The following is a 23,248-nucleotide window of genomic DNA, read 5'->3' on the forward strand; positions in this document are numbered from 1 at the left end:
TACAGCTTATGCTCGTCCGTCTCTATTATGCTAAAAGATTATTTTCTAAATTTGCTGCAAGCCAAAGTACCGCAAATGCTGTTTTAGCATCGTATATTCGTTGATCTACTACCATTGTTTGTGCCTCTTCCAACGAAACTTCTAATAGTTCGACAAATTCATCCTCATCTAAGTCTGCTTTATTTTCTATTTTATATAAACCCTTGGCAACAAATAGATAAATAACTTCATCCGCAAAGCCTGGAGATGTCGCAAATGCCTGTAAAAAAGTTAGACTATGTGCCCCATAGCCAGTCTCCTCCTCTAATTCTCGGCGTGCTGTTACCACTGGTTCCTCACCAGGCTCAAGTTTACCAGCAGGAATTTCAATTATAGAACGTTCAAGCGCTTTACGATATTGCTCTACCAACACTAGTTTCCCCTCAGCCGTAACAGCAATGACTGCCACAGCACCTGGATGCTTGATAATTTCTCGTTTGGCAACCTGACCATTCGGTAACGTCACATCATCAATTTGTAGTTTTACTATTCTTCCGTCATAGACCGGTGTCGTTTTAGTTGTTTTTTCCTCAAACTTTTTCATTGACGATAACCTCGCTTGTTCTTCAGATATGTTCATTGTACCATTACAAGTAGAGAAATCGAAGGAGGTTGTTCACATGAAAAAAAGACAGCTTGGCACAAGTGAATTGTTTATTTCAGAGATCAGTTTAGGAGGCATGTCTCTTTCGACAGATAAAAAGCAAGCTGCTACTATTGTCGATATGGCTTTAGATGCTGGCATTAATTATATTGATACAGCAGATTTATATGATTACGGTGCAAACGAGGAAATTATTGGGGCAACCCTAGGAAAACGTCGTAAAGATGTTATTTTAGCCACAAAAGTAGGTAATCGCTGGACTGAAGGTGTCAATAGCTGGCACTGGGATGCATCCCCGTCCTATATAAAAGAAGCCATACATGCTAGCCTACGTCGTTTAGGTACTGACTACATTGATCTTTACCAATTACATGGTGGTACAATCGAAGATGACTGGGATGGTATTATCAGTACATTTGAGGATTTGAAAAAAGAAGGTCTTATTCGGGAATATGGTATTTCCTCCATTCGCCCCAACGTGCTACGTCGTTTTTTACCCGCAAGCTCAGCAAAAAGCGTTATGATGCAATATAGTGCATTAGACCGTCGCCCTGAAGAATGGTTTGAGTTGATTGCAAAGGAAGGTGCATCTGTCGTAACACGTGGAACAGTTGCGAAAGGCTTACTAACGAATAGCTGGCAACAACGTCTACAGCATGTAAATGGTTTTAATACCTATACAGTAGATGAGTTATCTACAACGTTAACAGACTTAGCTGCTCAATATGATGATTTACATGCACTGGCAATCGCCTTTAATCTAAAAGAACCTACTATCGCTTCAACGGTCATCGGTGCAAGCTCACAACAACAATTAGCTGAAACACTTGCTGCCTATGAAAAAATTGATTCGATAACAGATTTTAAGAAAGTCAATAAGCTGACTAAAGATGAGCATTATCAAGAACACCGATGAAAAAATGGTTGATCTTTATCATCTGTCTAGTCATACTAATCACCTCTTCAAGTATGACCTACGAGCAACAAAGTATTTTACCTGAATTAGAAGACTTACTTTCCAATAAACCTTTTGAAGAACAACTATCCGTTTTAAAAATTCCGTATTGGGGAACAACCGTATCTATTGAAGAACGCGGTTATTTTCCATTTGTAGAATTTTTAATTCGTAAATTGACACATTTTATCGGGTTTGGATGTATTGCACTTGGTCTGTACTTTGCATGGGGAAAACGCCGTTTTGCAGCTATTATTGCCATTATCGGCACGGCTTTTATCGCAATGCTTGATGAATTTCGTCAAAGCTTTACTCCAGGTCGCACGATGAGTGGTCAAGATGTGCTTGTTGATACAGCCGGGGCCATTGTTTTTGTTGGTGCAGTCGTCATTATAAGGAAATTGTTTAAAAATAAAAGACAAAAGGCGTTGTTTTAGCCTTTTGTCTTTTATCTATAATTAATGTAGGAATCTCCAAAAAAAGAATGACTCTGTTTCTTTATATAATGTAGCTCCTGCTTTTTCTAAAACTCGATGGGAAGCCTTATTATCCTTTTCAGTATCAGCTATAACATACTTTACATTTGGTTGACTAAGTAACCAGTTCTTCAATGCGATGATGGTTTCTGTCATATAACCACATCCCTGAAAACTAGGAAAAGTGTAATAACCAATGATCACTTCCAGCCTCTCGTTAGGCATCCCTTTTAGCATAATGCCTCCAATAGCACAATTTTGTTCTTTTAATACAAGCAACCAATTTGTATGCCACAGATAGTTTTGCTCATCTTCTAAAACCTTGAAGAGTCTGAAATGCAATGCTTGTTTAAGCTCGTCATCTAATATTTCCTCAAACTTACTTAACGACAGCTCTTTTGCCATTTGTTCTCCACGCTCAATTAGTAATTGTAGATACTTAGCATTTAAAGGTATTAATCTTAATCTTTCTGTTTGTATTTCTAACATGGCTGTTACTCCTATCATAATTTAATCATTTAATAAACTACAATAAGGTATATGTTATTGGCAGCGTCCTCCATTTTATGATTAAGAATCTCCTGCCTTTATAATATCGTCTATTAAAGGATATTTTATATGGACATAAAAAAACAGTGAATCCATTTATGCATGAATTCACTGCTTTCCCATTTAATATTTTGAGCCTTTATCTCCGTATTCGTTTAGTAATTCTTCAAACGATTTATTTTTTTCACGTTGTTTACGATCAAATGCAAGTTTTGCTTGGCGTTCTTCTTCTGCCGCTTGCTCTTTAGCAGTTAAATCTTGCTTCGCAGCTTTTAATTTTGCAAGTACATCGCCACCTAGTTGGTCTGCTAATGTTACAGCTTCTTGCTTTGGTAAGCTTGCTGTCATGCTATTAGCTGCATGTTGCTGTTGTTTTCGTTTCTTTCCCATCACATTCACCTACTTATTGACATTAAGGGCGCTTGACAACAGTTGCTACGCCTTGTCCACCACCAATACATAATGTGGCTAAGCCCGTTTTTGCATCACGCTTTTCCATCTCATGTAACAGCGTCACTAAAATTCGAGCACCACTTGCACCGATTGGGTGACCAAGAGCAATCGCACCCCCGTTAACATTTAGTTTATCATGATTAAAGCTTAATTCACGATCTACAGCAATCGATTGTGCTGCAAATGCTTCATTTGCTTCAATTAAATCCACATCATCTAATGTTGCCCCTGCCTTTTTTAGCGCTTTTTGCACTGCTTTGACAGGACCTGTTCCCATAATGGCTGGATCGACTCCTGCGCTGGCATTAGCAGATATGATGGCCATTGGTTGAATACCGAGCTCTTGTGCCTTTTCCTTTGACATCACAACAACGGCTGCGGCACCATCGTTAATGCCTGATGCATTCGCTGCTGTTACTGATCCATCTTTTTTAAATGCTGGACGTAACTTTGCAAGAGAATCTGCTGTCACACCTGCTCGAGGAAACTCATCCTTTTCGAAAAGAATAGGCTCACCTTTGCGCTGAGGAATCTCTACAGCGACAATCTCATCTTCAAACTTGCCTGCAGAAATTGCGGCCTCTGCACGTTGCTGTGAGCGAGCTGCGAAATCATCCTGCTCTTCTCGTGAAATCTCGTACATATCACATAGGTTTTCTGCTGTAATTCCCATATGATAATCATTAAACGCACACCATAAGCCATCATGAATCATTGTATCGACTACCTTTTGATCTCCCATACGGAAGCCTTCTCGTGCATTTTTTAAGATATACGGCGCTTGACTCATATTTTCAAAGCCACCTGCAACAATAATATCAGCATCTCCTGCTAAAATGGCCTGTGTTGCTAAATGAACAGCCTTTAAACCAGATCCACATACTTTATTGATGGTTAAAGCTGACACTTCATGTGGTAAACCAGCCTTTATCGCTGCCTGCCGCGCTGGGTTCTGTCCAAGTCCTGCTGATAAGACGTTCCCCATAATCACCTCATCGACCTGCTCTTTTGCTACACCTGCACGAGCTAATGCTTCTTTAATGACAATACTACCTAAAGTTGTTGCTGGTACGTCTTTCAATGTCCCTTGAAATGAGCCTATAGCTGTACGCACAGCACTCACGATTACTACCTCATTTGTCATGTCCATTCTCCCCTTTTCCCCGTTCAAAAATCAACACTGCATGCATATGCTACTAGCAGATATGTATATTTTAACAAATGTTTTGACGATTTTCGATAATAGAAATAATCGCAGTTTTGCCAAAGTTATTGTAAAATGTTGACGTGTTTTAAACAATCTTAGTTGGGAACATTACAAATAAGAAATAGCATGTGGAGGTGTTTTAGATGAAAAAGAAGATGCTTTTATTTTCTGGTATTACGACAACGCTAGCCGCGGCTGCAACAGGTTTGTTCGGCTTCGCGCTTTCCAATAAATTAATGTATATACAGCAAAAAGACCCTGAATTTGTTCGCGAACGTGAAACGACAGCTAAGCGCTTTGACGAAGCTTGGTATAATAATAATTTGAAGTGTGAACTCAATATTGATTCTCCAAATGGTTACACCATTCGCGGCATTATGTTTCAACCTTTGGAAACCAATAACACCATTATCATTTGTCATGGTGTTACGGAAAATAAAATAAATTCCGTAAAATACGCGCGATTATTTGAAAGACTTGGCTATAATTCAGTTATTTTTGACCACCGTCGCCACGGTGAATCTGGAGGCAAAACTACGAGTTACGGCTATTATGAGAAAAACGATCTGGATGCGGTTGTGAAAACAGTCAAGGCGATGATTGGTGAGGATGCTATTCTTGGTATTCATGGTGAATCCATGGGTGCTGCAACTATGCTACTGTATGCTGGGACAGTAGAAGATGGTGCTGATTTTTACATTTCCGATTGTGCGTTCTCTGACTTTTCGATGCTTCTCAAGCAAATCGCCAAAACAGAATTTAAATACGGTTCCATTATACCCATCCGTTTTGCCGATTTCTTCGTTCGCCTAAGAGATGGCTACTCTTTTAAAAGTGTCACACCTGCTGAAGCAGTTACCCATATTGAAAAGCCAATACTTTTTATCCATAGTATTCCAGATACATTTATTCCAGCTTCTATGTCACTTGATTTATACAATAAAAAAGTAGGTCCAAAAAAATTAAAACTCTTTGATACAGGTGCACATGCACAGTCCTTTAATGAAAATATGGATGAATATGAAGATTTAATTCATGATTTTTTAGAAAGTTTTATTTACCAAAAAATAAATCGAGATTCTTCCTCCTCCAACGTCATACCTTTCCATTTTTAGCAATATAAAAACCTTGCTGATTAAAAATCACGCAAGGTTTTTAAGTTATTTTATTCCGCAAAAACGATATGCCATTCATCACGTTTTGCTAAAAATTCTTTCGCTAAGGCTTGTGCCCCTTCCAAGCTATGGCTCGCCGCCCATCCACATTGCACCTCATTGCATGCAGGCACTGCTGTTGCTTTCGTCACATCTGTAAAGGTTTTTTCCAAAATAGATAATAAATCTTCATAATCATTGTGATTAATAAGTGATACATAGAAGCCTGTTTGGCAACCCATTGGACTGAAATCAACAATATGATCAGAGTAATTGCGGATAATATCAGCTGATAAATGCTCTAAAGAATGTAAGGCTGGCATTTCCATGTGCTCTTTATTGGGCTGTTTAAAGCGTATATCGTATTTGTACACTTCATCGCCATTTTTCCCAGTTTTAACACCTGCTAAACGAACATACGGTGCTTTTACTTTCGTATGATCCAGATCAAAACTTTCTACATTTGTCTTTTCACGTTCCATTTCTAACAGCTCCTTTTCTATCAATACTACCTATTATAGCTAGTTTCCCAAAAATAAGTGTAAATATTTTAAATTGCATGAAATTTTATATTTTTAAAGAGAATAACAATCTGATAAAATGTTCCTCCCATTTCAAGGGGTTTTCGATATCCGCTTTTTTGTCCTTCATGAAATAATAGAAGTGTTGAATATTTGAGATAAAAAATGTATAGCTGCTCCATTATTAAACATTTCTTAAACAAAAAGAAGGGATTATCTCAATTTACTTTTGAGATAATCCCTTCTTTTTGAACCCACGAAAAAAGCAACCAGTTACTGAAACTAGCTGCTCCTTAAAAATTCCGATTACTTTTGGAATTTATTCATTTGTGCCATCATTTGACGTACTTGCTTTTCAGACGGCGTACGACCCATTTGTGCCATCATCATTCGAATCATTTGCTCATTAATAGGTGGGTTTTCTTTTAAATATTTCATCATAGCTTGACGAGCGAAATAGAAACCAAGTGCCGCGCCCGCTGCTAATGCGATAATTACGATAATAATCCAGCCCCATGTAGGCATACAACCAACCTCCTCCACTACAATATACCGAGAAAAACTCTCCACGCTCCATTATACACCAAATGATAGCATGTTACTATATATTGTAGTGAATTTTCCTAGTGCATTGTATACTTCATCGGCTTTAACCACCCACACTCATTATCCTGTTTATTAAAAGCAATAAACCGTTCACTCATTTTAGCAAGCATTTGAAATAGATCTAAATCTAGCATTCGCGAACCTTCGCAATAAACGCAAATTTTACGATCGACTAAATAAATAGCCATTTTGCCTTTTATAGGATGTTCTAAAAACAAAGCATTGCGAGCTCTTTCTAAATGGGCATATTTAGAATCAAGTTGATGCTCCAACATTGCTGCAATTTCTTCAAAACGAACGGATTCGCATATATAGGCAAGCTCTTTTAAGGATTTCTCATTGGCGTCTTCACAGCCTTGCATCATTTCCAACAACTTACGCTCTCTGCCAAAAATAAACGTTAAATGCTCTTCTTTTATTTTATATATAGAATAGGTTCTCAACAGAAATCCTCCTTCGCTCGTTTCTTTTCCATAAGTATAGCTCATCCACTCTTGTTAATTTGTCAAACGAAGGAAGGATCTATCTTCTATTTTTGTCGAAAAAATTCTAGTTTCGGTTCTAAAAATGACTTTATGGCAAAAGCTAAAATTCGCATTAGAAATCGATGAATAGTTATCAAAAATAGTAAAAGTAAGTCGTAAAACACTCCTAAATCCCCTCTATTACTGCTGCTTAGAAGAAGCTCCGCCTCAAGACCTAGTACAAAATCAATTTCGAGTCCGTTTTAGACAATCATGCAAATAGGTAACATAAAGGTACAAACGAAAGGAGCTAAAACAAATGAGAAAATTTCTTTTATTAACTGGAGGCGTCATCGCAGCATGTGTTGCACTTGCCTTAATCGGACCACTTGCAGGCTTACTATTCTCCGGATTATTTGTAGCACTGGGCATGCATTTCTACATCGCTAGCAAATCCACATTCGGGAAAATTTTCTGGTTTACGGTTGGTCTAATCGGAGTCCTATCTGCAGTTTCTAACATTCCAGCCATGATCGGTCTTGCAGCAATCGCTATTATCTACGTCATCTATAAAAAATGGAATGGCGAAGATGTAAAAATCCCTACAATTGAAGGGAAAAAAGAAGAAGATCCATTTACAAACTTTGAAAAAGAATGGTCAAATCTAACAAAATAAAAGGAGCGAATTTACATGAATTTATTTCAACGTTTTAGATATACAGTAGAGGCGGACATACATCACCTATTTGATAAAAAGGAACAAAAAAATCCAATTGCGATGTTAAACCAGTACATTCGCGAGGCAGAAAAACAAACAGAACAAACAGGTAAATTATTAGAACGTCAAGGGCAATTAAAGGAAAAATTGGAGCAAGAATTTAAAGAGAACGCTGAATTACTCGCAAAACGTGAATCTCAATTAGCGTTAGCAACAACTAGCGGAGAGCAAGATTTAATTGATTTCGCAACAGATGAAGTAACAGCTTACACAGCGCGAAACCATACATTACAAGCAAGTATTGAGGCGAGTACACGAGAATACTTCGAGCTTGAGCGCAAATTCGAAACAATGAAACATAAAATTAAAGACATGAAAGTACGTCAATTACAGTTGATGGGGAAAGAAAACGTAACACGTGCTCATCATCAAATGGACGGTATGATTGCCAAAAACAATAAAACAAATTTTGAAGATTTAGAAGCCTATATTGATAAATTAGCTTACCAAATCGACAAAGATCATGAAGTTACAACTTTTGAGGCAAGATTGGCAGAATTAGAAAAAAAAGCAGCAGAAGAAAGCTCACCACTGCTAATTGAAAATAAATAACATGATATAATAAAGCAATGCGCCAACTTTATAAGGCGCATTCTTTCACGTTTTAAATTAGAGGGACCCATTCCCTCTCTTATACTATTAGTAGAAGGAAGGGTGACCCTCTTGCAAAATTTCACAACTAATAAGCTCACATTTTGGGTACTATGCTTCTTTTTACTCGTCTTTGTCGAGCTCACTATTTTTAATAATGGTGGCGCCTTCTGTTTATTGATTGGGGCAGTACTTCTCTATTTAAGTTTTTCCAAAAAAGTACGTTTTTTCAAATGGACAGGAATTTTCTTTATTGCGGTTGCTCTGTTTACTATGTGGAGCTTACGTTTATTCATTGTAATCATGCTCTTATATATGCTCTATCAATACTTACAACGAGAAAACGAACCAAAAGTGGTTGGTGCAGAGCTATTTGAAAAACTCCCTGCGACTAAAAATGACTTAATCGGTACAATGCCTGCTCCTACGGAAGCGTATAAATGGCAAGATGTCCAAATTCAACGCCTTGCAGGAGATATAACTATTGATACAACACAAACCATTTTACCTGCTGGTACTAGTCTTATTACGATTCGGCAAGGTATCGGCAAAGTTCAGATCTATATTCCATATGAAATCCCTTTCCGTTTACACTATACAACATTATTTGGTGAGCTTACATGCTTACATGTAGGGCCACAACGTATATTAAATGAAAGTGTTAGCTTCTCCGATGGCAACCCTGAGGATGCAAAACGTATTTTGATTATTCATGTCGCAACATGGCTTGGAGATTTGGAGGTGCTACGCAAATGATTGCCTTTATCTCAAGATTATTTACTTTATTTTTCATTTTAATGAGTGCTACATTTGGGCTGCTTGTGGCTGTTTGGGGAAACCCAGACGAAAAAACATGGGAGCCTTTATGGCAACAGAATTACGATAATTTTCCTCTAGGTGGAATCATTGTTGTTAGCCTTTTTGCACTCAGCTTCCTGTTTGCTAGCTGGATTAGTATGACTGCTCGTGCACGAGAAGCTCAAGCAACACGTATCGTGAAGCAATTAATCGAGCCAGATTTTATTTTTCCTAAAAAGCAAGCTTTACCAAAGCCATTAAAAAAAGCACTTATTCAAACAAGTGAATTAATTGATACACAGCGTAAAAGCTTACAGCGTTTATCTAATGAACGGGCGGAAGCTAATGACAAAATTATTCAGGAGCGCATAATTGCTGAACGCCAACGACTTGCTCGAGAACTGCATGATTCCGTGTCACAGCAACTGTTTGCTGCCTCCATGTTGCTCTCCGCATTAACTGAAAATGACGAAAATGCTACGAGTTTAAAACAAGTGGAGAAAATTGTTCAACAAGCTCAGCTTGAAATGCGTGCATTATTGCTGCATTTACGACCTGTAGCGCTACACAATAAAACATTGGCACAAGGCTTAGAGGAATTGATTATTGAGCTTCAGCAAAAAGTTTATTTTCATATTGAATATGAGTTAGAGGAAATGGCCTTAACCAAGGCAGAGGAAGACCATTTATTCCGTATTGCTCAGGAAGCGCTCTCCAATACACTTCGTCATGCTAAGGCAAGTGAAGTGGAGTTACTTTTAGTTGCACGAGACGACTTAGCTATTTTACGAATTCAAGATAATGGGTTAGGCTTTGATGTAGAGGCAGATAAATCCACTTCCTATGGCTTACAAAATATAGCAGAACGGGCAGTTGAAATTGGTTGCACTTATAAAATTGTGTCAGTGCCTGGAGAAGGAACGATAGTGGAGGTTAAAATTCCACTGCAAAAGGAGGAGATCAATGACGATGATACAAGTGCTCATAGCGGATGATCATGAAATGGTACGTATTGGTGTCTCAGCGTATTTATCAGCACAACCGGATATTACAGTTGTTGGAGAGGCTGAAAATGGCAAAGAGGCTGTAGAACGTGCCCTTGCACTTAGACCTGATATAATTTTAATGGATAATGTCATGCCGATCATGACAGGAGCAGAGGCAACAGCAGAAATTTTAGCGGCATGGCCTGAGGCAAAAATTATGATGGTCACTAGTTTTTTAGATGATGATAAAGTCTATCCTGCCTTAGAGGCTGGGGCAGTGAGTTATATTCTAAAAACATCAAATGCAAAACAAATTGCCGATGCTATCCGTAAAACAATAGGTGGCGAAACGGTATTAGAGCCAGAGGTAACATCCAAAATGATGCACCGTATGCGTCACGGTAATAATACGCCCCTTTACGAGCAACTTACTGACCGTGAAATGGAAGTATTATTGCTGATGGCACAGGGCAAAGCCAATCAGGAAATCGCCGACGAGCTATATATCGCCTTAAAAACGGTAAAGACGCATGTAAGCAATATTTTGGCTAAGCTAGAAGTGCAAGATCGCACACAAGCTGTTGTCTACGCCTTTCAAAATGGGCTCGCTAAATAGCCTCCTACATAAAAAGACTGCATGTTAGCATGCAGTTTTTTATACTTTTAGAGGTACTTTGGTAGATCACTTACATGATGACGTGCACCAATTACATCATATACTACTCACTCTTCTTTTTACCCCACTCACAAATTGAACCTTTTTTTATTAGATACGTTAATATTTGTAAAAAGGGGGCATTTCTTTTATGGATCATCGTTTTACCTATCATAACTTTGTCACAAACAATGTGTTTTCCTTACTTGATCCTATCTTTCTTGTGATTTTTCTGTTCTCTATTTTGCTACTCATTATGGTTTGCATCAAAAAAACACCCATTTGGTTATGTGCTATTTTTGCCAGCTTAACCGTCATCGTTTCTGGTCAGCTTCTTTGGTTTTCTGCCATTATCGTAGATGAATTAGGAATTGGTAGTAGTACAAAGGATTTTATCCTTTTCATGGGTATTCTAGTCACTCAATTCTTGGCTTTATACATTACGGTACTAAAAAGCTATAAAAAAGAAAAGAACCGCAACACTCATTAGAGAAAGAAGCTCACTGAGTGTTGCGGTATTCATTGTTTCTTTTATAATGCTTTTACTTTTGCTACGACATTTTCTACCGTGAAGCCGTATTTTTCCATTACTACTTCACCTGGTGCTGATGCGCCAAATTTATCGATAGCAAGCACATCACCTTCAAAGCCAGTATACTTATGCCAGCCGAATGATGCACCCATTTCAATAGCAAGACGTTTTGTCACAGCTTTTGGTAGAACAGATTCTTTGTAAGCTGCATCTTGTTTTTCAAAGCGATCCATAGATGGCATTGAAACAACAGCTACATCCATTCCTTCAGCTTTTAATGCTTTTTGTGCTTCAACAGCAAGTGAAACCTCTGAGCCTGTTGCGATTAAAATCGCATCTGCAACTTCTTTTGTAGCAGGAGACACTGTATAAGCACCTTTTGTCACACCTTCACGTACTGTTTCAATAGAAGCGTCAAGTACTGGTAAGTTTTGACGAGATAATACTAAAACTGTTGGTGTTTTTTCAGAAGCTACTGCAAGTTCCCAAGCGACTGCTGATTCGTTTGCATCTGCAGGACGAATAACAGATAGATTTGGCATTGCACGTAATGATGCAAGGTGTTCGATTGGTTCATGAGTTGGACCATCTTCCCCTACTGCAATTGAGTCATGTGTAAATACATATGTTACAGGAAGACCCATTAATGCAGATAGGCGAACTGCTGGACGAACGTAATCTGAGAACACGAAGAACGTACCACCAAATACATTTAAACCACCATGAAGTGCCATACCGTTCATAGCAGCACCCATTGCAAATTCACGAACACCGAACCAGATGTTGCGACCTGCATAATCGTCTGCTGAGAAGTCACCAGCGCCCTTCATTGTTGTTTTATTAGAGCCGGCAAGGTCAGCTGAACCCCCAAAGAAAGATGGTGTTTTCTTTGCGATGGCATTGATCGCATCACCAGATGAAGAACGCGTTGCTACTGATTTACCTGCCTCATATACTGGTAATTCAGAAGCAAAATCCTCTGGTAATTCACCATTCATTGCTTTTTCAAATTGAGCTGCTAACTCCGGGAATTCTTCTTTATATGCTGCAAATTTAGCATTCCAAGCTTCCTCTGGTTGTGCTCCTTGCACTTCAGCAGCAGCAGTAAATGTATCATATACTTCTGCAGGAATCTTGAACGGTTCGTGAGCCCACTCATAGGCAGCTTTCGTTAAAACAACTTCATCTGTACCTAGTGGTGCACCGTGAGAATCTGCTTTACCAGATTTATTTGGAGAACCAAAACCAATAACCGTTTTTACTTCAATTAATGTTGGTTTGCCAGTTGATTTTTTCGCTTCTTCAATGGCAGCATTAATCGCATCAACATCTGTACCATCTGCTACTTTTAAGTAATTCCAACCATAAGATTCAAAACGTTTTTGCACGTTTTCTGAGAATGACTTTTCTAAGTCACCATCCAAAGAAATATCATTAGAATCGTAAAGCACGATTAATTTTTCAAGTTTTAAGTGGCCTGCTAATGAAATAGCTTCAGCAGCTACACCTTCCATTAAGTCACCATCACCACATAGTGCAAATGTGTAGTGGTCAACGATGTCATGACCTGGTTTATTGTAAGTAGCCGCTAAATGACGCTCAGCCATTGCCATACCAACAGTCATAGCAATCCCTTGACCAAGAGGACCAGTTGTTGCCTCTACACCTACTGTATGACCGTATTCAGGATGTCCTGGTGTTAATGAATCCCATTGGCGGAAATTTTGAATTTCTTCCATTGGTAAACCATAGCCTCCAAGATGAAGTAAGCTGTATAGAAGCATTGAACCATGACCAGCTGACAGTACAAAACGATCACGGTTATACCATTTTGGATTGGCTGGATTATGGCGTAATTGTTTTGTCCATAGCGTATAAGCCATTGGCGCTGCCCCCATCGGTAAACCTGGGTGACCAGAATTTGCTTTTTCAATAGCGTCGATTGACAAAGTTCGGATAGCATTAATTGCTAATAGATCCGCATGTTGAGTCATTATATTGTGACATCCTTTCTCGTCCTATATATTGTTCTTTTACAGTTTAGTCAACATTGCTGTAGAAAACAATGCTTTTGTTATACTATTTGGTTTTTCATACATACTTTATTGAATTGTGTCACATTAATTTAGAAATTTATTTTTTTTCGCTTGTCTAACCTTCTCTGGTGTGACATCATTACCTTCTACATCCACCACTTTTACATTTTCAATCGTATCGCGCATTGTTGCTCGGAACGTATCTAAGTACTCCTTACGAAGCGCTGTTCGCTCCTTTGCCTCTTCCTCTGTTAATTGTCCACTTTTTGCTTTGGCAGAAAGTTCATTAATTCGATTAATTTTTTCTTTTGATAACATTGTTACACACCTTTCAATACCTATCTTAAAGACTTCAGTATGCAAAGTATAGCATGGTTTCCCTTAAAATGCAGTTATACCAACCCTTAATAACACCTCTTTGCTATTATTCACATGACTTCCAGATGTTAGAGGTGTATAACTATAGTAAAAGGGAAAAATTGATAGATATTGGGGGAATGAACGTGAATATTACAACTCAACGATTACTTATCAGAAATTTTGAAGCAAAAGATTTTCCTGCTATTTATAGCTATTTGTCAGATAAAACGGTGATGCATTACATGCCTGAAGGCGTTTTCGATGAAGAACAGGTACGAAAATTTATAATAGAAAACAGTGATGTACAAGCCAAACATTTTGCCATTGTTTTAAGAGAGCAACAATTGGTGATCGGTCATATTGTTTTTCACCGATACTTTGGTGAACATACCTATGAAATCGGATGGGTTTTAAATCCTCTTTATCAGAACCGTGGGTTTGCTTCTGAAGCGGCGCGTGCTGTTTTAGATTATGGCTTCACCGAAATGAAGCTTCATAGAATAATTGCAACATGTCAGCCCGAAAATATCGCTTCATATAGGGTCATGGAAAAGATAGGTATGCGACGTGAAGGTTTTTTTAAAAAATGTATACCGCATGGTGAAGATTGGTGGGATGAATTTTATTACGCCATTTTGCAGGAAGAGTGGACGAACAAAGGAGAGTGTGAATGAAGAAAACGGCTGTATTATTATACCCTCAATTTAGTGAATATGAATTAAGCGTGGCCTTGTCTATATTAATGCAAGGTGGCAAACCTATCATCACCCTAGGTTTAAACAATGAACCAATACGCGGGGAATCGGGTTTATGCTGTGTAGTGGATTCTCTAATAAGCGAGGCGAACTTAGCTGATATTGATAGTCTTGTATTGCCAGGATGCATGGACATATCTTGCCTACAACAAGAACAGGAAATATTCGATTTTATACGTGCAATCCACGATAAAGAAGGCATTATCGCAAGTATCTCTAGCTCCCCCTATTTATTAGCAAAGGCTGGAATTTTAGCAAACAAACAATACACGGTTGGTTTGCCTTTAGATGGAATAAGACAGTTAGGGATTTTTGATCTACGACATTATTCTGACGAACTCTTTGTGCAAGACGGCCATATCATTACAGCACGTGGTAGAGCCTTTATTCAATTCGGTATTAATTTAGGGAAAGCGCTAAATCTAAATTTTAATGCCAACTGGTATGAAAAATAAAACACTCCACATGTCTAATTTCTTGGACATTTCTTGTAGATTTTCGCTATAATAATGTCTAATACTTCGGACAAAAATGGAGGGGTAAATCTGAAGAATATTATCAAAGTTTTGAGAAAAAGATTAGGAATAACACAAGCTGCTCTTGCTAAGGAATGCGGGGTTGTCAGACAAACAATCAATTGTATTGAAAATGATAAGTACGATCCGACGCTTGAGTTAGCTTTTAAAATTGCTAAAGTCCTCAATAGTCGTATTGATGAGGTGTTTATCTATGAATAGATTTCATCCTAATTATATGATTACTATGAAAGATTTCGTAAAAGAGGACTCCGTATTATTACGAAAACAAACACAAGAAGTGACAATCCCTGTGACAAAAGAAGACCAATATACATTATTATCAATGCTGCAATATTTAAAAAATAGCCAAGATCCAAATCTAGCAAAAAAATATAAGCTTCGACCTGGAAGTGGACTATCAGCTAACCAAATTGGCGTAGATAAACGAATGTTTGCTATATTTTTTGATGACTATGAAATGATGTTGATCAACCCTAAAATAATCAGTCATTCAGTAAATATGATTTATTTACCAGAGGGAGAAGGGTGTTTATCTGTTAATCGACCAGTTCATGGTTTTGTGCCAAGATATGAACGTATTAAGGTTAAAGGTTATAACATTAATGGACAAGAAATCATCGTGCAGTTACAGGGCTATGGTGCAATTGTTGTCCAACATGAAATCGACCATCTAAACGGCATTATGTTTTATGACCGAATTAATAAAGAACACCCTTTTAAACTACCTACTAACGTAAGCATAGAAAGCTTATCTTCCTATTAATAGCGAAGTACAGAAGATAAAAAAAGATTAGCAGGCTATATCATTTTCCTGCTAATCTTTCTTGATGTTCTTGAAATCTGCGATGGACAGTCGCTTTACTAACTTCAAAACCTAACCCTCTAAGCGTTATAGAAATTTCTTCAAAGGTAAATCCACGTTTACGCAGCTTGACAATTTCATCTACAGGTAGTTCCTTACGCTCCTGACCATGCGGGTTACCTCGATTCGATAAATTATTTTCAGGACGGTAGCCATTCTCTACAGCACGGCGCATACCTCTACGTATTTTAGCATTATGTATTCTACGCTGGTATTCCTCTACTATCGCTAAAATCTCAAGCAGCATCGTGTCCATTTCGTTTAGTTGCACCGGTCCTGCATCACGCATAGAGAAAACATCTGTTGCTGATTTTTGTAACAAATGCAACACAGCCATCCTTGCATTTCCACGTCCTAAACGTGTTTCATCTTGTACAAAAAGGGCGTTAATCCCCTTTTCTTTAATGAAATCAAGCATTTCAAGTAAGCCCTCACGTTCTACATCGTAGCCGCTGTGCTTATCCTTAAAAACGCCCTTCACCTCATAACCTTGCTCTTTTGCATAGCGCAGTAACTCTTCTTGTTGTCGCTCTAAAGACGAGCTTTGTGTTTCCTTTTCAGTACTTACACGGCAATAGACAACAGCCGACAGTTGATTATTGATCATTGTTCGTTTCTCGCAATTTCAATGGTATTGATGGGATCGGCCTGATTACTCACTACAGGAATGACTAGAGATTTTCCTGCCACAATTTTAATATCCGCTAGCTCATTTTCTGTTTTCACAAGCTTAATCCAATCTTCAGTACTCATTTTACCACGGTATTGCTCTGCTAACGACCATAAGCTATCCCCGTGTTCGATTTGAATTTCAGCGTAACTAACGTGTCCTGGATCAGTAATGTAAAGATATCCTGCAAATAGTAGACAAACTCCCATCAAGATTGAAATATGTGTGTTTTTCTTTAACCATGTCATGTTCATAACCCCTTTTTAGAATGTTTGTTCGGAATGTATGTTCTCATAATAAAGCGAACAAACGTTTTTGTCAAACACTTTTCGAACCTATGTTTGCATACGTGTTCGCATTCTGTTATACTATCAAATAAGAAGAATGATATTAGAAAAAAGAGGTGAGCACTCATGAAAAAAGTTTCAAAAAGACAAGAGGATATTTTAGCTTTTATTAAAGAAGAGGTACGAGCTAAGGGCTATCCACCATCAGTACGAGAAATCGGGGAAGCAGTTGGACTTGCTTCAAGTTCCACTGTTCATGGTCATCTAGCTCGATTAGAACAAAAAGGCTTTATTCGTCGAGATCCAACAAAGCCACGTGCGATTGAAATTCTAGAGCCTGAAGAATCCATTCAAAAGCAACAAGTAATTCATGTTCCACTTGTTGGTAAGGTTACAGCCGGTTCTCCTATTACAGCTATTGAAAACATTGAAGAGTATTTCCCGCTACCAGATACGTATGGCACAAGTGAAGATCAATTGTTCATGCTTGAAATTATGGGGGAATCAATGATTGAAGCAGGAATTTTAGATGGGGACTTAGTCATTGTGAAGCAAAAGGCAACTGCCAATAACGGTGATATTGTTGTAGCTATGACAGCTGAGGATGAAGCCACTGTAAAACGTTTTTTCAAAGAAAAAAACCATTTCCGTTTACAGCCTGAAAATTCATCCATGGAGCCAATTATTGTCGATCAAGTTTCTATTTTAGGACAAGTTGTTGGTCTCTACCGTCGTGTGCATTAATTACGAAAATAGGTATCGAGGATTATATGTTCCTTATGAGCATGTATCCTCTTTTTTACGCAAAAAAAGAATCCACATACTAGCATTGGATTCTTTACTCTATGCCCTTCTAAGCTTCTTTTTTGAACTTTAAGCTAGCCTCTACAAATGCTGAAAATAATTTTTTAGCGTTCTCTTCTCCTGCTATGGCCATTTCCTCAGGATGCCACTGAACTGCCAAGCAAAATGGTAAATCTTCATGAACTACCGCTTCGATAATACCATCGCTTGATTTCGCTGCTACTTTTAATTTCTCTGCTAGAACATTCACAGCCTGATGATGAAATGAATTTACAGCAACTTTCTCTTGTTCTAAAATAGTTGCTAATAAATTATCTGCAATAATCTGTACATAATGAGTAGCTACAGCTCGACCTGATTGCTGTGCATGTTTAAGCAACTTCGTACTAAAATGGTCACTATCAATGTCCTGATATAAAGTACCACCTAATGCGACATTTAAAATTTGGATTCCACGACAAATACCGAAAATAGGCATTTTTCGTATAAAAGCAGCTTCAATTAAAGCTAGTTCAACTGTATCCCTCGCTGGATGAATTTTCCCTAGCTTTGGTGATGGCTCTGCTCCGAATAGAAATGGATGCACATCATAGCCACCCGATAACAATAAACCATCTGTAAGAGCTAAAATTTGAGCCGCATCCTCCTCAACACCTAAAGGAATAATAAGCGGAATTCCTCCCGCCTCAATAATACTTTGACTGTAAGCAGCATTTAAATGAGCGGATAAATCATCCTCCACAAAGGCTGTAATGCCAATAACCGGTTTCACTTGCTTCCCTCCATATACTTGAAGATTGACAATTACCAAAAACCTAAATACCAATTGATTAATGAATCACCATAAAAATAAACAATGATCGCTGCTAAGGCGATAGACGGACCAAAGGGGAAGGGTGTTTTTCTTCCTTGCTTACGCTTGAACAAAATGATAACCCCCACAATCATACCGATAACTGCCGCCAGAAATAGTGTTAACAGTGTATTGATTGTGCCAAGAACGAGTCCAATTAAAAAGAATAATTTAATATCTCCTCCACCCATGCCACCATTCGATATAACCGCAATAACATATAGTATGCCAAAACCAACGACAGCACCCACAAGACAATCCCACCATGGTGTTAATGGCGATAGTACCCGACCTACAACGAGGAATGGTAAAAAGAATATAAGCACCCTATCTGGGATGAGCATATAGGCTAAATCCGAAACAATAATAATAACGAACAAGGAGATAAATAAAAGCGCTACAATAAATTCTATGCCCCAACCTAGCCGCCAATAAGCAAAGGCAAACAAAACACCTGTCCATATTTCTATTGCTGGGTATATCCAACAAATTGTATAGCCACAGGTTCGACATTTCCCCCCTAAAAACACATAAGACAATACTGGTACTAAATCAATCATCTTTAATTGTCTATTACATTTGGTACAATGTGAGGGAGGATGGACAATCGATTCCTTCTGTGGGACGCGTAAACCTACCACATTATAAAAAGAGCCAAAGACAAGCCCAAATAAAAATATAAAGATTGTATAAGCCATTTCCATTTTTTTGACCTCCTAAACCAATAGGAGCCCATACAAATCGTATGGTTCACCTATCCATGTAAGTATTGTTCAATAAAAAGTCCTTCTAACATTGTTAGGTTATTAAAGAATCTATTAAAATACTTGTCGTTATGGAAAATTTGGATAAAAACAATAGAGAATGAATGATGTAAGATTAGGGAAATGTTGAACTTTAAAAAGCGGGGAATATAGTAAGGTTTCGATATCATTTTAACATAATGTAAAAAGAGATTCCAAAATACATTGGAATCTCTTTTCTTCTTTATTTCCTCAACAACCTACCCGACAACAGCATGCCAATCCCACCAATTGTAATAAACAGAATTGCTCTAATTAATAAATCAAGTGCGGATAAGTCAAAGAATATAAGCTTAATAAACGCCATGACCAAAATGACAAAGCCTGTTGTACGGAGTGTTTTAAGATCATGTTTTGAACCAAGCCATAATGAAACACTGGCCGTCAAGAATAATGTGATCGTTGTAAGGGCAATGCTTAGCTTCCAATCTAGTACGTTATTATTCGTAAACTGTTGAATCAGCCCCCAAATAGAAATCATTGTGAGTACAATACCAGAACTTACAATAGCATCGACATATTTCCCTAGACGATCTTCATACAATCGGTAAATAAGCCCTTTTACAAAGATATCTACGATGATGGCTACAATGACTGCAATATAAACAAATCTAGTGATAATATTTAAACTATCCATCATTGAAGTCTTGGTGCTAATCAGCAAAGAGAATAGGAGGAAAAATGCGCCGAGAACTGGTGTTAACGCTCGCCCTTTGTATGATTCGGCAACTAGTAAAGAGCCTGCAAATAGTGCAGCTAATGCAATACTCATCATATAAGGAATACCGTTTGTGTCCACAAAATAAGCACTGTCTAGTTTGCCAATATAAGCTAAGAAATAGCCTGCTGTGACCACTGCTAAAATATCGATGATGTATAAATCCTTCATAACCTTTTCAAATGGTGTAATTGTTTCTATTGGACGTCTTGCATATAAATATATGACGATTAGGTAGATAATCGGCATGAATAAACTTAGATGATCTATGCTGAAAAATGGTTTTGGCTCATGAAAGACGTAGTTTAATGTAAATGTCAACACAAGGAAAAATGAAGTAACTACCTTCATGATACTTGCCCGTATACGTAAACTCATCATAACACCTGCAAATATAATGAGCGGATAAAGTAAATCATCTATGTTATTTGGTAAATTCATTAGAAGTACGGTATTACATAGTGTAATAAATGCCAGCGTGACAGCACTATCCAATACTTCCTGCCAATTTTTACGATAGCTATAAAACGCTATTGCGCCAAATAAAATCATCAAGGTAATGAGTAGTATTTCTCCATTTTCAAGCGAACGGATAATAAGATTCATCAATATTAAAGTAAAAGAGCCTAAAGAAAATTGGAGCCCTATATGTAGTGGCTTCCATTTTGATTGCACACGATACAGTAGACACCAAATTGCGTAAAAGATTGCCAGAATCACCAGTAAACCAAGTGCAAAAACAACTTGCTGATCACTATTCATAAACGCTACAATGCTCACTGCTAGAACAGAGAAGAAAGTAGCTATATAAAGTGCAAGCTTTTGCTTGTGCTGATAAATGACCAATTGTAGTGCAGCAAACAATACGATCACAAATAGTAAAATAATGACGGCACTAAAATCCATATACTCTAGTAAATAAGGTAATAATAACGACGTAAAAGCAACAAAAATAGTGAGTGCTTCATTTTTCTTCAAATAACTAATGCCAATTCCATAGCCAATATACAGAATCGTAATGCCTAATGCAGGTGTTAGAGCGATGATTTCATACAAAATGGCACTTGCTGCTGTTGTTAAAATACCAACAATAAATGCCCCACCATATAGTGAAATTGTCATTGCAGCAGAGCCTACTTTTCTACGTTCCAATACGTAGGCAATGACCACCAATCCCACCGATAATGCATAGGCGAGGATGATTTTCACGCCATTCGATAAATAACCATAATCACTGACAAGTTTTAGTCCCCAAAGGACCCCCATCACTAAAATAACCATGAATACTTTTGGAAGTGCCCACATAACACGTTCCTCCATCGATGGCTGTGGTTGCACTTCTTTTTCCGTTACTTTGGACGGGATAGGCTTCGACTCCAGTGTGGGTTTTGGTTTTATTGGTTCTGATTGCTTGATTATCGATTGTCTGGCATCAAGAGTATTTATTTTTTCAGTGTTTTGAGTTCGCTTTAGTGAAGACAACTCCTGACGTAAATCTGCCATTTCCTCCTCGAGCTTAGCAATTCTACGCTCCAATTCAATGGACATTCAATCATCCTCCCTACTTTATCAATTTTCTAACATTATAACATATTTATCCTTATTGTAAAATTACACTTTTAGTTTAATTTATCTCGGTCTCCTATACATTAGAGCACGCTCACTATCACTTGTGCCACGTGTCGTAGGATCTACAATGACACCCATTAACACAAGGATGGATAAAACTGTATTTAAAATCGATGAAATTTGCTCACTCATCGCAGCTGTTAAATCATAGCCAAAAATAGCCGCTACTTGTTGTGCGAGTAGGAGTAACAATGAAAATAGCCCTAGTAGAAATGGAATATGTTGAAGACGAACCTTCCAGTTAATTCTCATAAAAGCTCACCTCCCCCCTCTTGCCACAGTATATGCATAGTAGTTATGTGACACATATGCAAAAATGGAACTCTTGCTAAGTTACTAGAGTTTTTTATTAATATTTTGTGGTCCAAACTATTTATGGAAGGAAAGCTAGGAAGGTTTTATCACGTATGTCATACACATATATTTAGTTAGGTTGCATCTTATAACTGGATGCCTCCCAGTTTACTGAAAACGAGGGTGATTGATTTGGTGTATGAGTGGAACGTTTTGCGGGTAATTGCTTGCTTAAGTATTGTATTATTACATGCTACAACCAATATTGAAACGATTAATGGCTATATTGATCAACCATACTATCAATTTTTTAGATTATTGTTATGTTTCGCTACACCAACCTTTATTTTATTGTCTATTTTGATCTTAGCTAATCGCTACCCAAATCAGCTACCTCCCCTTTTTTTATGGCGTCGTTTTCAGTTTATTGTTATGCCGTTTGTAGCTGCAGGTATTTTATATGCAGCCAACGCCGCTTTTCATTATGATGAAAACTTTTGGATTGCATTATATCGACATATTGTTTTAGGAGACTTTTCAGGATGGTTTGTCATGACGATCTTTCAGTTTTATATTCTCTTTTTTTTCATAAAAAAATGGCAGCTATCTAGTATCTGGTTTACTTCTATTTTTTTCTTACTAGGAATTTTTTATATGACTATTGCAAATTTGAATTTCGACTATTTCATCCAGAATGATCATTTTATGCGTTTGCTCTTTGTTGGTTGGCTTCCTTATTTTGCAATGGCCTATATCATTGGTAGTCATTATGAAAAAATAGCACGTTATCTTGTCAAATATAAATTCGTCACAGTCCTTTCCGTTATACTTGCAATGGCCATTTTATATGCAAACTATTATTTAGGTGCTCAGCAGATTACATCCAGAAGAATCGATATTATGTTATTCGTTTTGACTATAACATTTTGTATATTAGCGTTTGCACAAAGTATGCCCAAGCTCTCTTATCTCCATATTTTAAGTCGCTATTCCTTTGGTATCTTTCTAATACACTGGCTGATCCAAGAATATCTTGCTCCTTATTGCGCATTACTACCTACTACCGCTCTTCAAGTAATTTCACTTTTCCTGTCCAGTTTACTTGTCTGTATGCTGCTTATCAAAATCATTTCGTACGTACCTTTAAGTGCCTATCTGATAGGTAAAGCTCATCAAAAGCCCTCTCAACATTGAGAAGGCTTTTTTGATGGAAAATAAATTTTTTAATTAATTTTGCCAAACAATTGACAGATGGCACCATAAGTTGTAT

At 37.7% G+C, this 23,248-nt stretch carries 30 protein-coding genes; 15 read left to right on the forward strand and 15 right to left on the reverse strand.

Going from position 1 to position 23,248, the window contains the following annotated elements:
• Positions 1-25: 25 nt before the first annotated feature.
• Positions 26-583, reverse strand: coding sequence for an NUDIX domain-containing protein (locus tag SJW71_RS17670; protein WP_274796174.1), 558 nt, complete (start codon positions 581-583; stop codon positions 26-28).
• Between the two features lie 76 nt (positions 584-659).
• Here SJW71_RS17670 and SJW71_RS17675 point away from each other — a divergent pair, with 76 nt between their 5' ends.
• On the forward strand, positions 660-1,559 hold the full coding sequence (locus SJW71_RS17675) for an aldo/keto reductase (protein WP_274796173.1): 900 nt from the start codon (positions 660-662) through the stop codon (positions 1,557-1,559).
• Complete coding sequence (locus tag SJW71_RS17680; RefSeq protein WP_274796172.1) at positions 1,556-2,035, forward strand: VanZ family protein; 480 nt, start codon at positions 1,556-1,558, stop codon at positions 2,033-2,035. The genes SJW71_RS17675 and SJW71_RS17680 overlap by 4 nt, the downstream gene beginning before the upstream one ends.
• Positions 2,036-2,056: 21 nt before the next feature.
• Here the strand turns inward: SJW71_RS17680 and SJW71_RS17685 are convergent, their stop codons facing one another.
• From SJW71_RS17685 to SJW71_RS17695, 3 genes are all read right to left on the reverse strand, one after another.
• Positions 2,057-2,563 (reverse strand): GNAT family N-acetyltransferase, encoded by a 507-nt coding sequence (locus tag SJW71_RS17685; RefSeq protein WP_274796171.1) that lies wholly within the window; start codon positions 2,561-2,563, stop codon positions 2,057-2,059.
• 183 nt (positions 2,564-2,746) lie between these two features.
• Positions 2,747-3,013 (reverse strand): YqkE family protein, encoded by a 267-nt coding sequence (locus tag SJW71_RS17690; protein WP_431811288.1) that lies wholly within the window; start codon positions 3,011-3,013, stop codon positions 2,747-2,749.
• 22 nt (positions 3,014-3,035) lie between these two features.
• The gene (locus SJW71_RS17695; RefSeq protein WP_431811289.1) at positions 3,036-4,220 is read right to left on the reverse strand and encodes an acetyl-CoA C-acetyltransferase; all 1,185 of its coding nucleotides are present in this window, start codon (positions 4,218-4,220) and stop codon (positions 3,036-3,038) included.
• A gap of 206 nt (positions 4,221-4,426) precedes the next feature.
• Between SJW71_RS17695 and SJW71_RS17700 the strand changes: the two genes are divergently transcribed.
• On the forward strand, positions 4,427-5,398 hold the full coding sequence (locus SJW71_RS17700; protein WP_274796168.1) for an alpha/beta hydrolase: 972 nt from the start codon (positions 4,427-4,429) through the stop codon (positions 5,396-5,398).
• Between the two features lie 50 nt (positions 5,399-5,448).
• Here SJW71_RS17700 and SJW71_RS17705 read toward each other — a convergent pair whose 3' ends face one another.
• The 3 genes from SJW71_RS17705 to sirA form a co-directional block, all read right to left on the reverse strand.
• Positions 5,449-5,919, reverse strand: coding sequence for an S-ribosylhomocysteine lyase (locus SJW71_RS17705; RefSeq protein WP_274796167.1), 471 nt, complete (start codon positions 5,917-5,919; stop codon positions 5,449-5,451).
• 345 nt (positions 5,920-6,264) lie between these two features.
• Positions 6,265-6,483, reverse strand: coding sequence for a YneF family protein (locus SJW71_RS17710; RefSeq protein WP_004232154.1), 219 nt, complete (start codon positions 6,481-6,483; stop codon positions 6,265-6,267).
• Between the two features lie 98 nt (positions 6,484-6,581).
• Positions 6,582-7,007, reverse strand: a complete 426-nt coding sequence (gene sirA, locus SJW71_RS17715) for a sporulation inhibitor of replication protein SirA (RefSeq protein WP_004232148.1) — start codon at positions 7,005-7,007, stop codon at positions 6,582-6,584.
• A gap of 340 nt (positions 7,008-7,347) precedes the next feature.
• On the opposite strand from sirA, the gene SJW71_RS17720 reads away from it, so the two are divergent.
• The 6 genes from SJW71_RS17720 (at position 7,348) to SJW71_RS17745 (ending at position 11,326) form a co-directional block, all read left to right on the forward strand.
• Entirely contained in the window at positions 7,348-7,704 is a 357-nt protein-coding gene (locus SJW71_RS17720; protein WP_274796166.1) for an ABC transporter permease, read from the forward strand.
• A gap of 15 nt (positions 7,705-7,719) precedes the next feature.
• Entirely contained in the window at positions 7,720-8,358 is a 639-nt protein-coding gene (locus SJW71_RS17725) for a PspA/IM30 family protein (RefSeq protein WP_274796164.1), read from the forward strand.
• A gap of 102 nt (positions 8,359-8,460) precedes the next feature.
• Positions 8,461-9,153 (forward strand): cell wall-active antibiotics response protein LiaF, encoded by a 693-nt coding sequence (gene liaF, locus SJW71_RS17730; RefSeq protein ID WP_313470655.1) that lies wholly within the window; start codon positions 8,461-8,463, stop codon positions 9,151-9,153.
• A complete protein-coding gene (locus tag SJW71_RS17735; protein ID WP_431811290.1) occupies positions 9,150-10,190 on the forward strand; it encodes a sensor histidine kinase in 1,041 nt (346 codons plus the stop codon). The genes liaF and SJW71_RS17735 overlap by 4 nt, the downstream gene beginning before the upstream one ends.
• Positions 10,165-10,797, forward strand: coding sequence for a response regulator transcription factor (locus SJW71_RS17740; protein WP_322610477.1), 633 nt, complete (start codon positions 10,165-10,167; stop codon positions 10,795-10,797). Before SJW71_RS17735 ends, SJW71_RS17740 begins: the two co-directional genes overlap by 26 nt.
• Positions 10,798-10,987: 190 nt before the next feature.
• On the forward strand, positions 10,988-11,326 hold the full coding sequence (locus SJW71_RS17745) for a hypothetical protein (protein ID WP_431811291.1): 339 nt from the start codon (positions 10,988-10,990) through the stop codon (positions 11,324-11,326).
• Positions 11,327-11,367: 41 nt separating this feature from the next.
• Here SJW71_RS17745 and tkt read toward each other — a convergent pair whose 3' ends face one another.
• Together tkt and SJW71_RS17755 are read right to left on the reverse strand one after the other, a co-directional pair.
• The gene (gene tkt / locus SJW71_RS17750; protein ID WP_274796160.1) at positions 11,368-13,362 is read right to left on the reverse strand and encodes a transketolase; all 1,995 of its coding nucleotides are present in this window, start codon (positions 13,360-13,362) and stop codon (positions 11,368-11,370) included.
• A 126-nt stretch (positions 13,363-13,488) separates the two neighbouring features.
• A complete protein-coding gene (locus SJW71_RS17755; protein WP_274796159.1) occupies positions 13,489-13,722 on the reverse strand; it encodes a DUF896 domain-containing protein in 234 nt (77 codons plus the stop codon).
• A gap of 185 nt (positions 13,723-13,907) precedes the next feature.
• On the opposite strand from SJW71_RS17755, the gene SJW71_RS17760 reads away from it, so the two are divergent.
• The 4 genes from SJW71_RS17760 to def all read left to right on the forward strand — a co-directional run bounded on the left by SJW71_RS17760 (position 13,908) and on the right by def (position 15,821).
• The gene (locus tag SJW71_RS17760) at positions 13,908-14,438 is read left to right on the forward strand and encodes a GNAT family N-acetyltransferase (protein ID WP_341385786.1); all 531 of its coding nucleotides are present in this window, start codon (positions 13,908-13,910) and stop codon (positions 14,436-14,438) included.
• Positions 14,435-14,974, forward strand: a complete 540-nt coding sequence (locus SJW71_RS17765) for a DJ-1/PfpI family protein (RefSeq protein ID WP_407133166.1) — start codon at positions 14,435-14,437, stop codon at positions 14,972-14,974. Before SJW71_RS17760 ends, SJW71_RS17765 begins: the two co-directional genes overlap by 4 nt.
• Positions 14,975-15,064: 90 nt before the next feature.
• Complete coding sequence (locus tag SJW71_RS17770) at positions 15,065-15,256, forward strand: helix-turn-helix transcriptional regulator (RefSeq protein ID WP_274797284.1); 192 nt, start codon at positions 15,065-15,067, stop codon at positions 15,254-15,256.
• Positions 15,249-15,821: a peptide deformylase gene (def, locus tag SJW71_RS17775; RefSeq protein WP_312505372.1), complete on the forward strand. Its 573-nt coding sequence runs from the start codon at positions 15,249-15,251 to the stop codon at positions 15,819-15,821. The genes SJW71_RS17770 and def overlap by 8 nt, the downstream gene beginning before the upstream one ends.
• A 40-nt stretch (positions 15,822-15,861) precedes the next feature.
• Here def and SJW71_RS17780 read toward each other — a convergent pair whose 3' ends face one another.
• Positions 15,862-16,527: a YneB family resolvase-like protein gene (locus SJW71_RS17780; RefSeq protein WP_312505370.1), complete on the reverse strand. Its 666-nt coding sequence runs from the start codon at positions 16,525-16,527 to the stop codon at positions 15,862-15,864.
• Positions 16,524-16,838, reverse strand: coding sequence for a cell division suppressor protein YneA (gene yneA / locus SJW71_RS17785; protein ID WP_312505368.1), 315 nt, complete (start codon positions 16,836-16,838; stop codon positions 16,524-16,526). Before yneA ends, SJW71_RS17780 begins: the two co-directional genes overlap by 4 nt.
• Before the next feature lie 165 nt (positions 16,839-17,003).
• On the opposite strand from yneA, the gene lexA reads away from it, so the two are divergent.
• Positions 17,004-17,621 carry a transcriptional repressor LexA gene (gene lexA / locus SJW71_RS17790; RefSeq protein ID WP_004232118.1) on the forward strand — a complete coding sequence of 206 codons (618 nt, stop codon included), beginning with the start codon at positions 17,004-17,006 and terminating at the stop codon, positions 17,619-17,621.
• A gap of 109 nt (positions 17,622-17,730) precedes the next feature.
• On the opposite strand, the gene SJW71_RS17795 is transcribed toward lexA, so the two are convergent.
• From SJW71_RS17795 to SJW71_RS17810, 4 genes are all read right to left on the reverse strand, one after another.
• Positions 17,731-18,453 carry a gamma-glutamyl-gamma-aminobutyrate hydrolase family protein gene (locus SJW71_RS17795; protein ID WP_274796153.1) on the reverse strand — a complete coding sequence of 241 codons (723 nt, stop codon included), beginning with the start codon at positions 18,451-18,453 and terminating at the stop codon, positions 17,731-17,733.
• Positions 18,454-18,485: 32 nt separating this feature from the next.
• Complete coding sequence (locus tag SJW71_RS17800; RefSeq protein ID WP_341385782.1) at positions 18,486-19,238, reverse strand: prepilin peptidase; 753 nt, start codon at positions 19,236-19,238, stop codon at positions 18,486-18,488.
• A 283-nt stretch (positions 19,239-19,521) separates the two neighbouring features.
• Entirely contained in the window at positions 19,522-21,603 is a 2,082-nt protein-coding gene (locus SJW71_RS17805; RefSeq protein WP_431811292.1) for a DUF2339 domain-containing protein, read from the reverse strand.
• Positions 21,604-21,684: 81 nt separating this feature from the next.
• Entirely contained in the window at positions 21,685-21,936 is a 252-nt protein-coding gene (locus SJW71_RS17810) for a phage holin (protein ID WP_274796150.1), read from the reverse strand.
• Positions 21,937-22,173: 237 nt separating this feature from the next.
• Here SJW71_RS17810 and SJW71_RS17815 point away from each other — a divergent pair, with 237 nt between their 5' ends.
• The gene (locus tag SJW71_RS17815) at positions 22,174-23,172 is read left to right on the forward strand and encodes an acyltransferase family protein (RefSeq protein WP_431811293.1); all 999 of its coding nucleotides are present in this window, start codon (positions 22,174-22,176) and stop codon (positions 23,170-23,172) included.
• The last annotated feature ends 76 nt before the right edge of the window (positions 23,173-23,248 follow it).

Origin of the sequence: Lysinibacillus sp. FW12 (assembly GCF_050817245.1) — a bacterium.
In the GTDB taxonomy this organism is placed as follows: Bacteria; Bacillota; Bacilli; order Bacillales_A; family Planococcaceae; genus Lysinibacillus; species Lysinibacillus irui.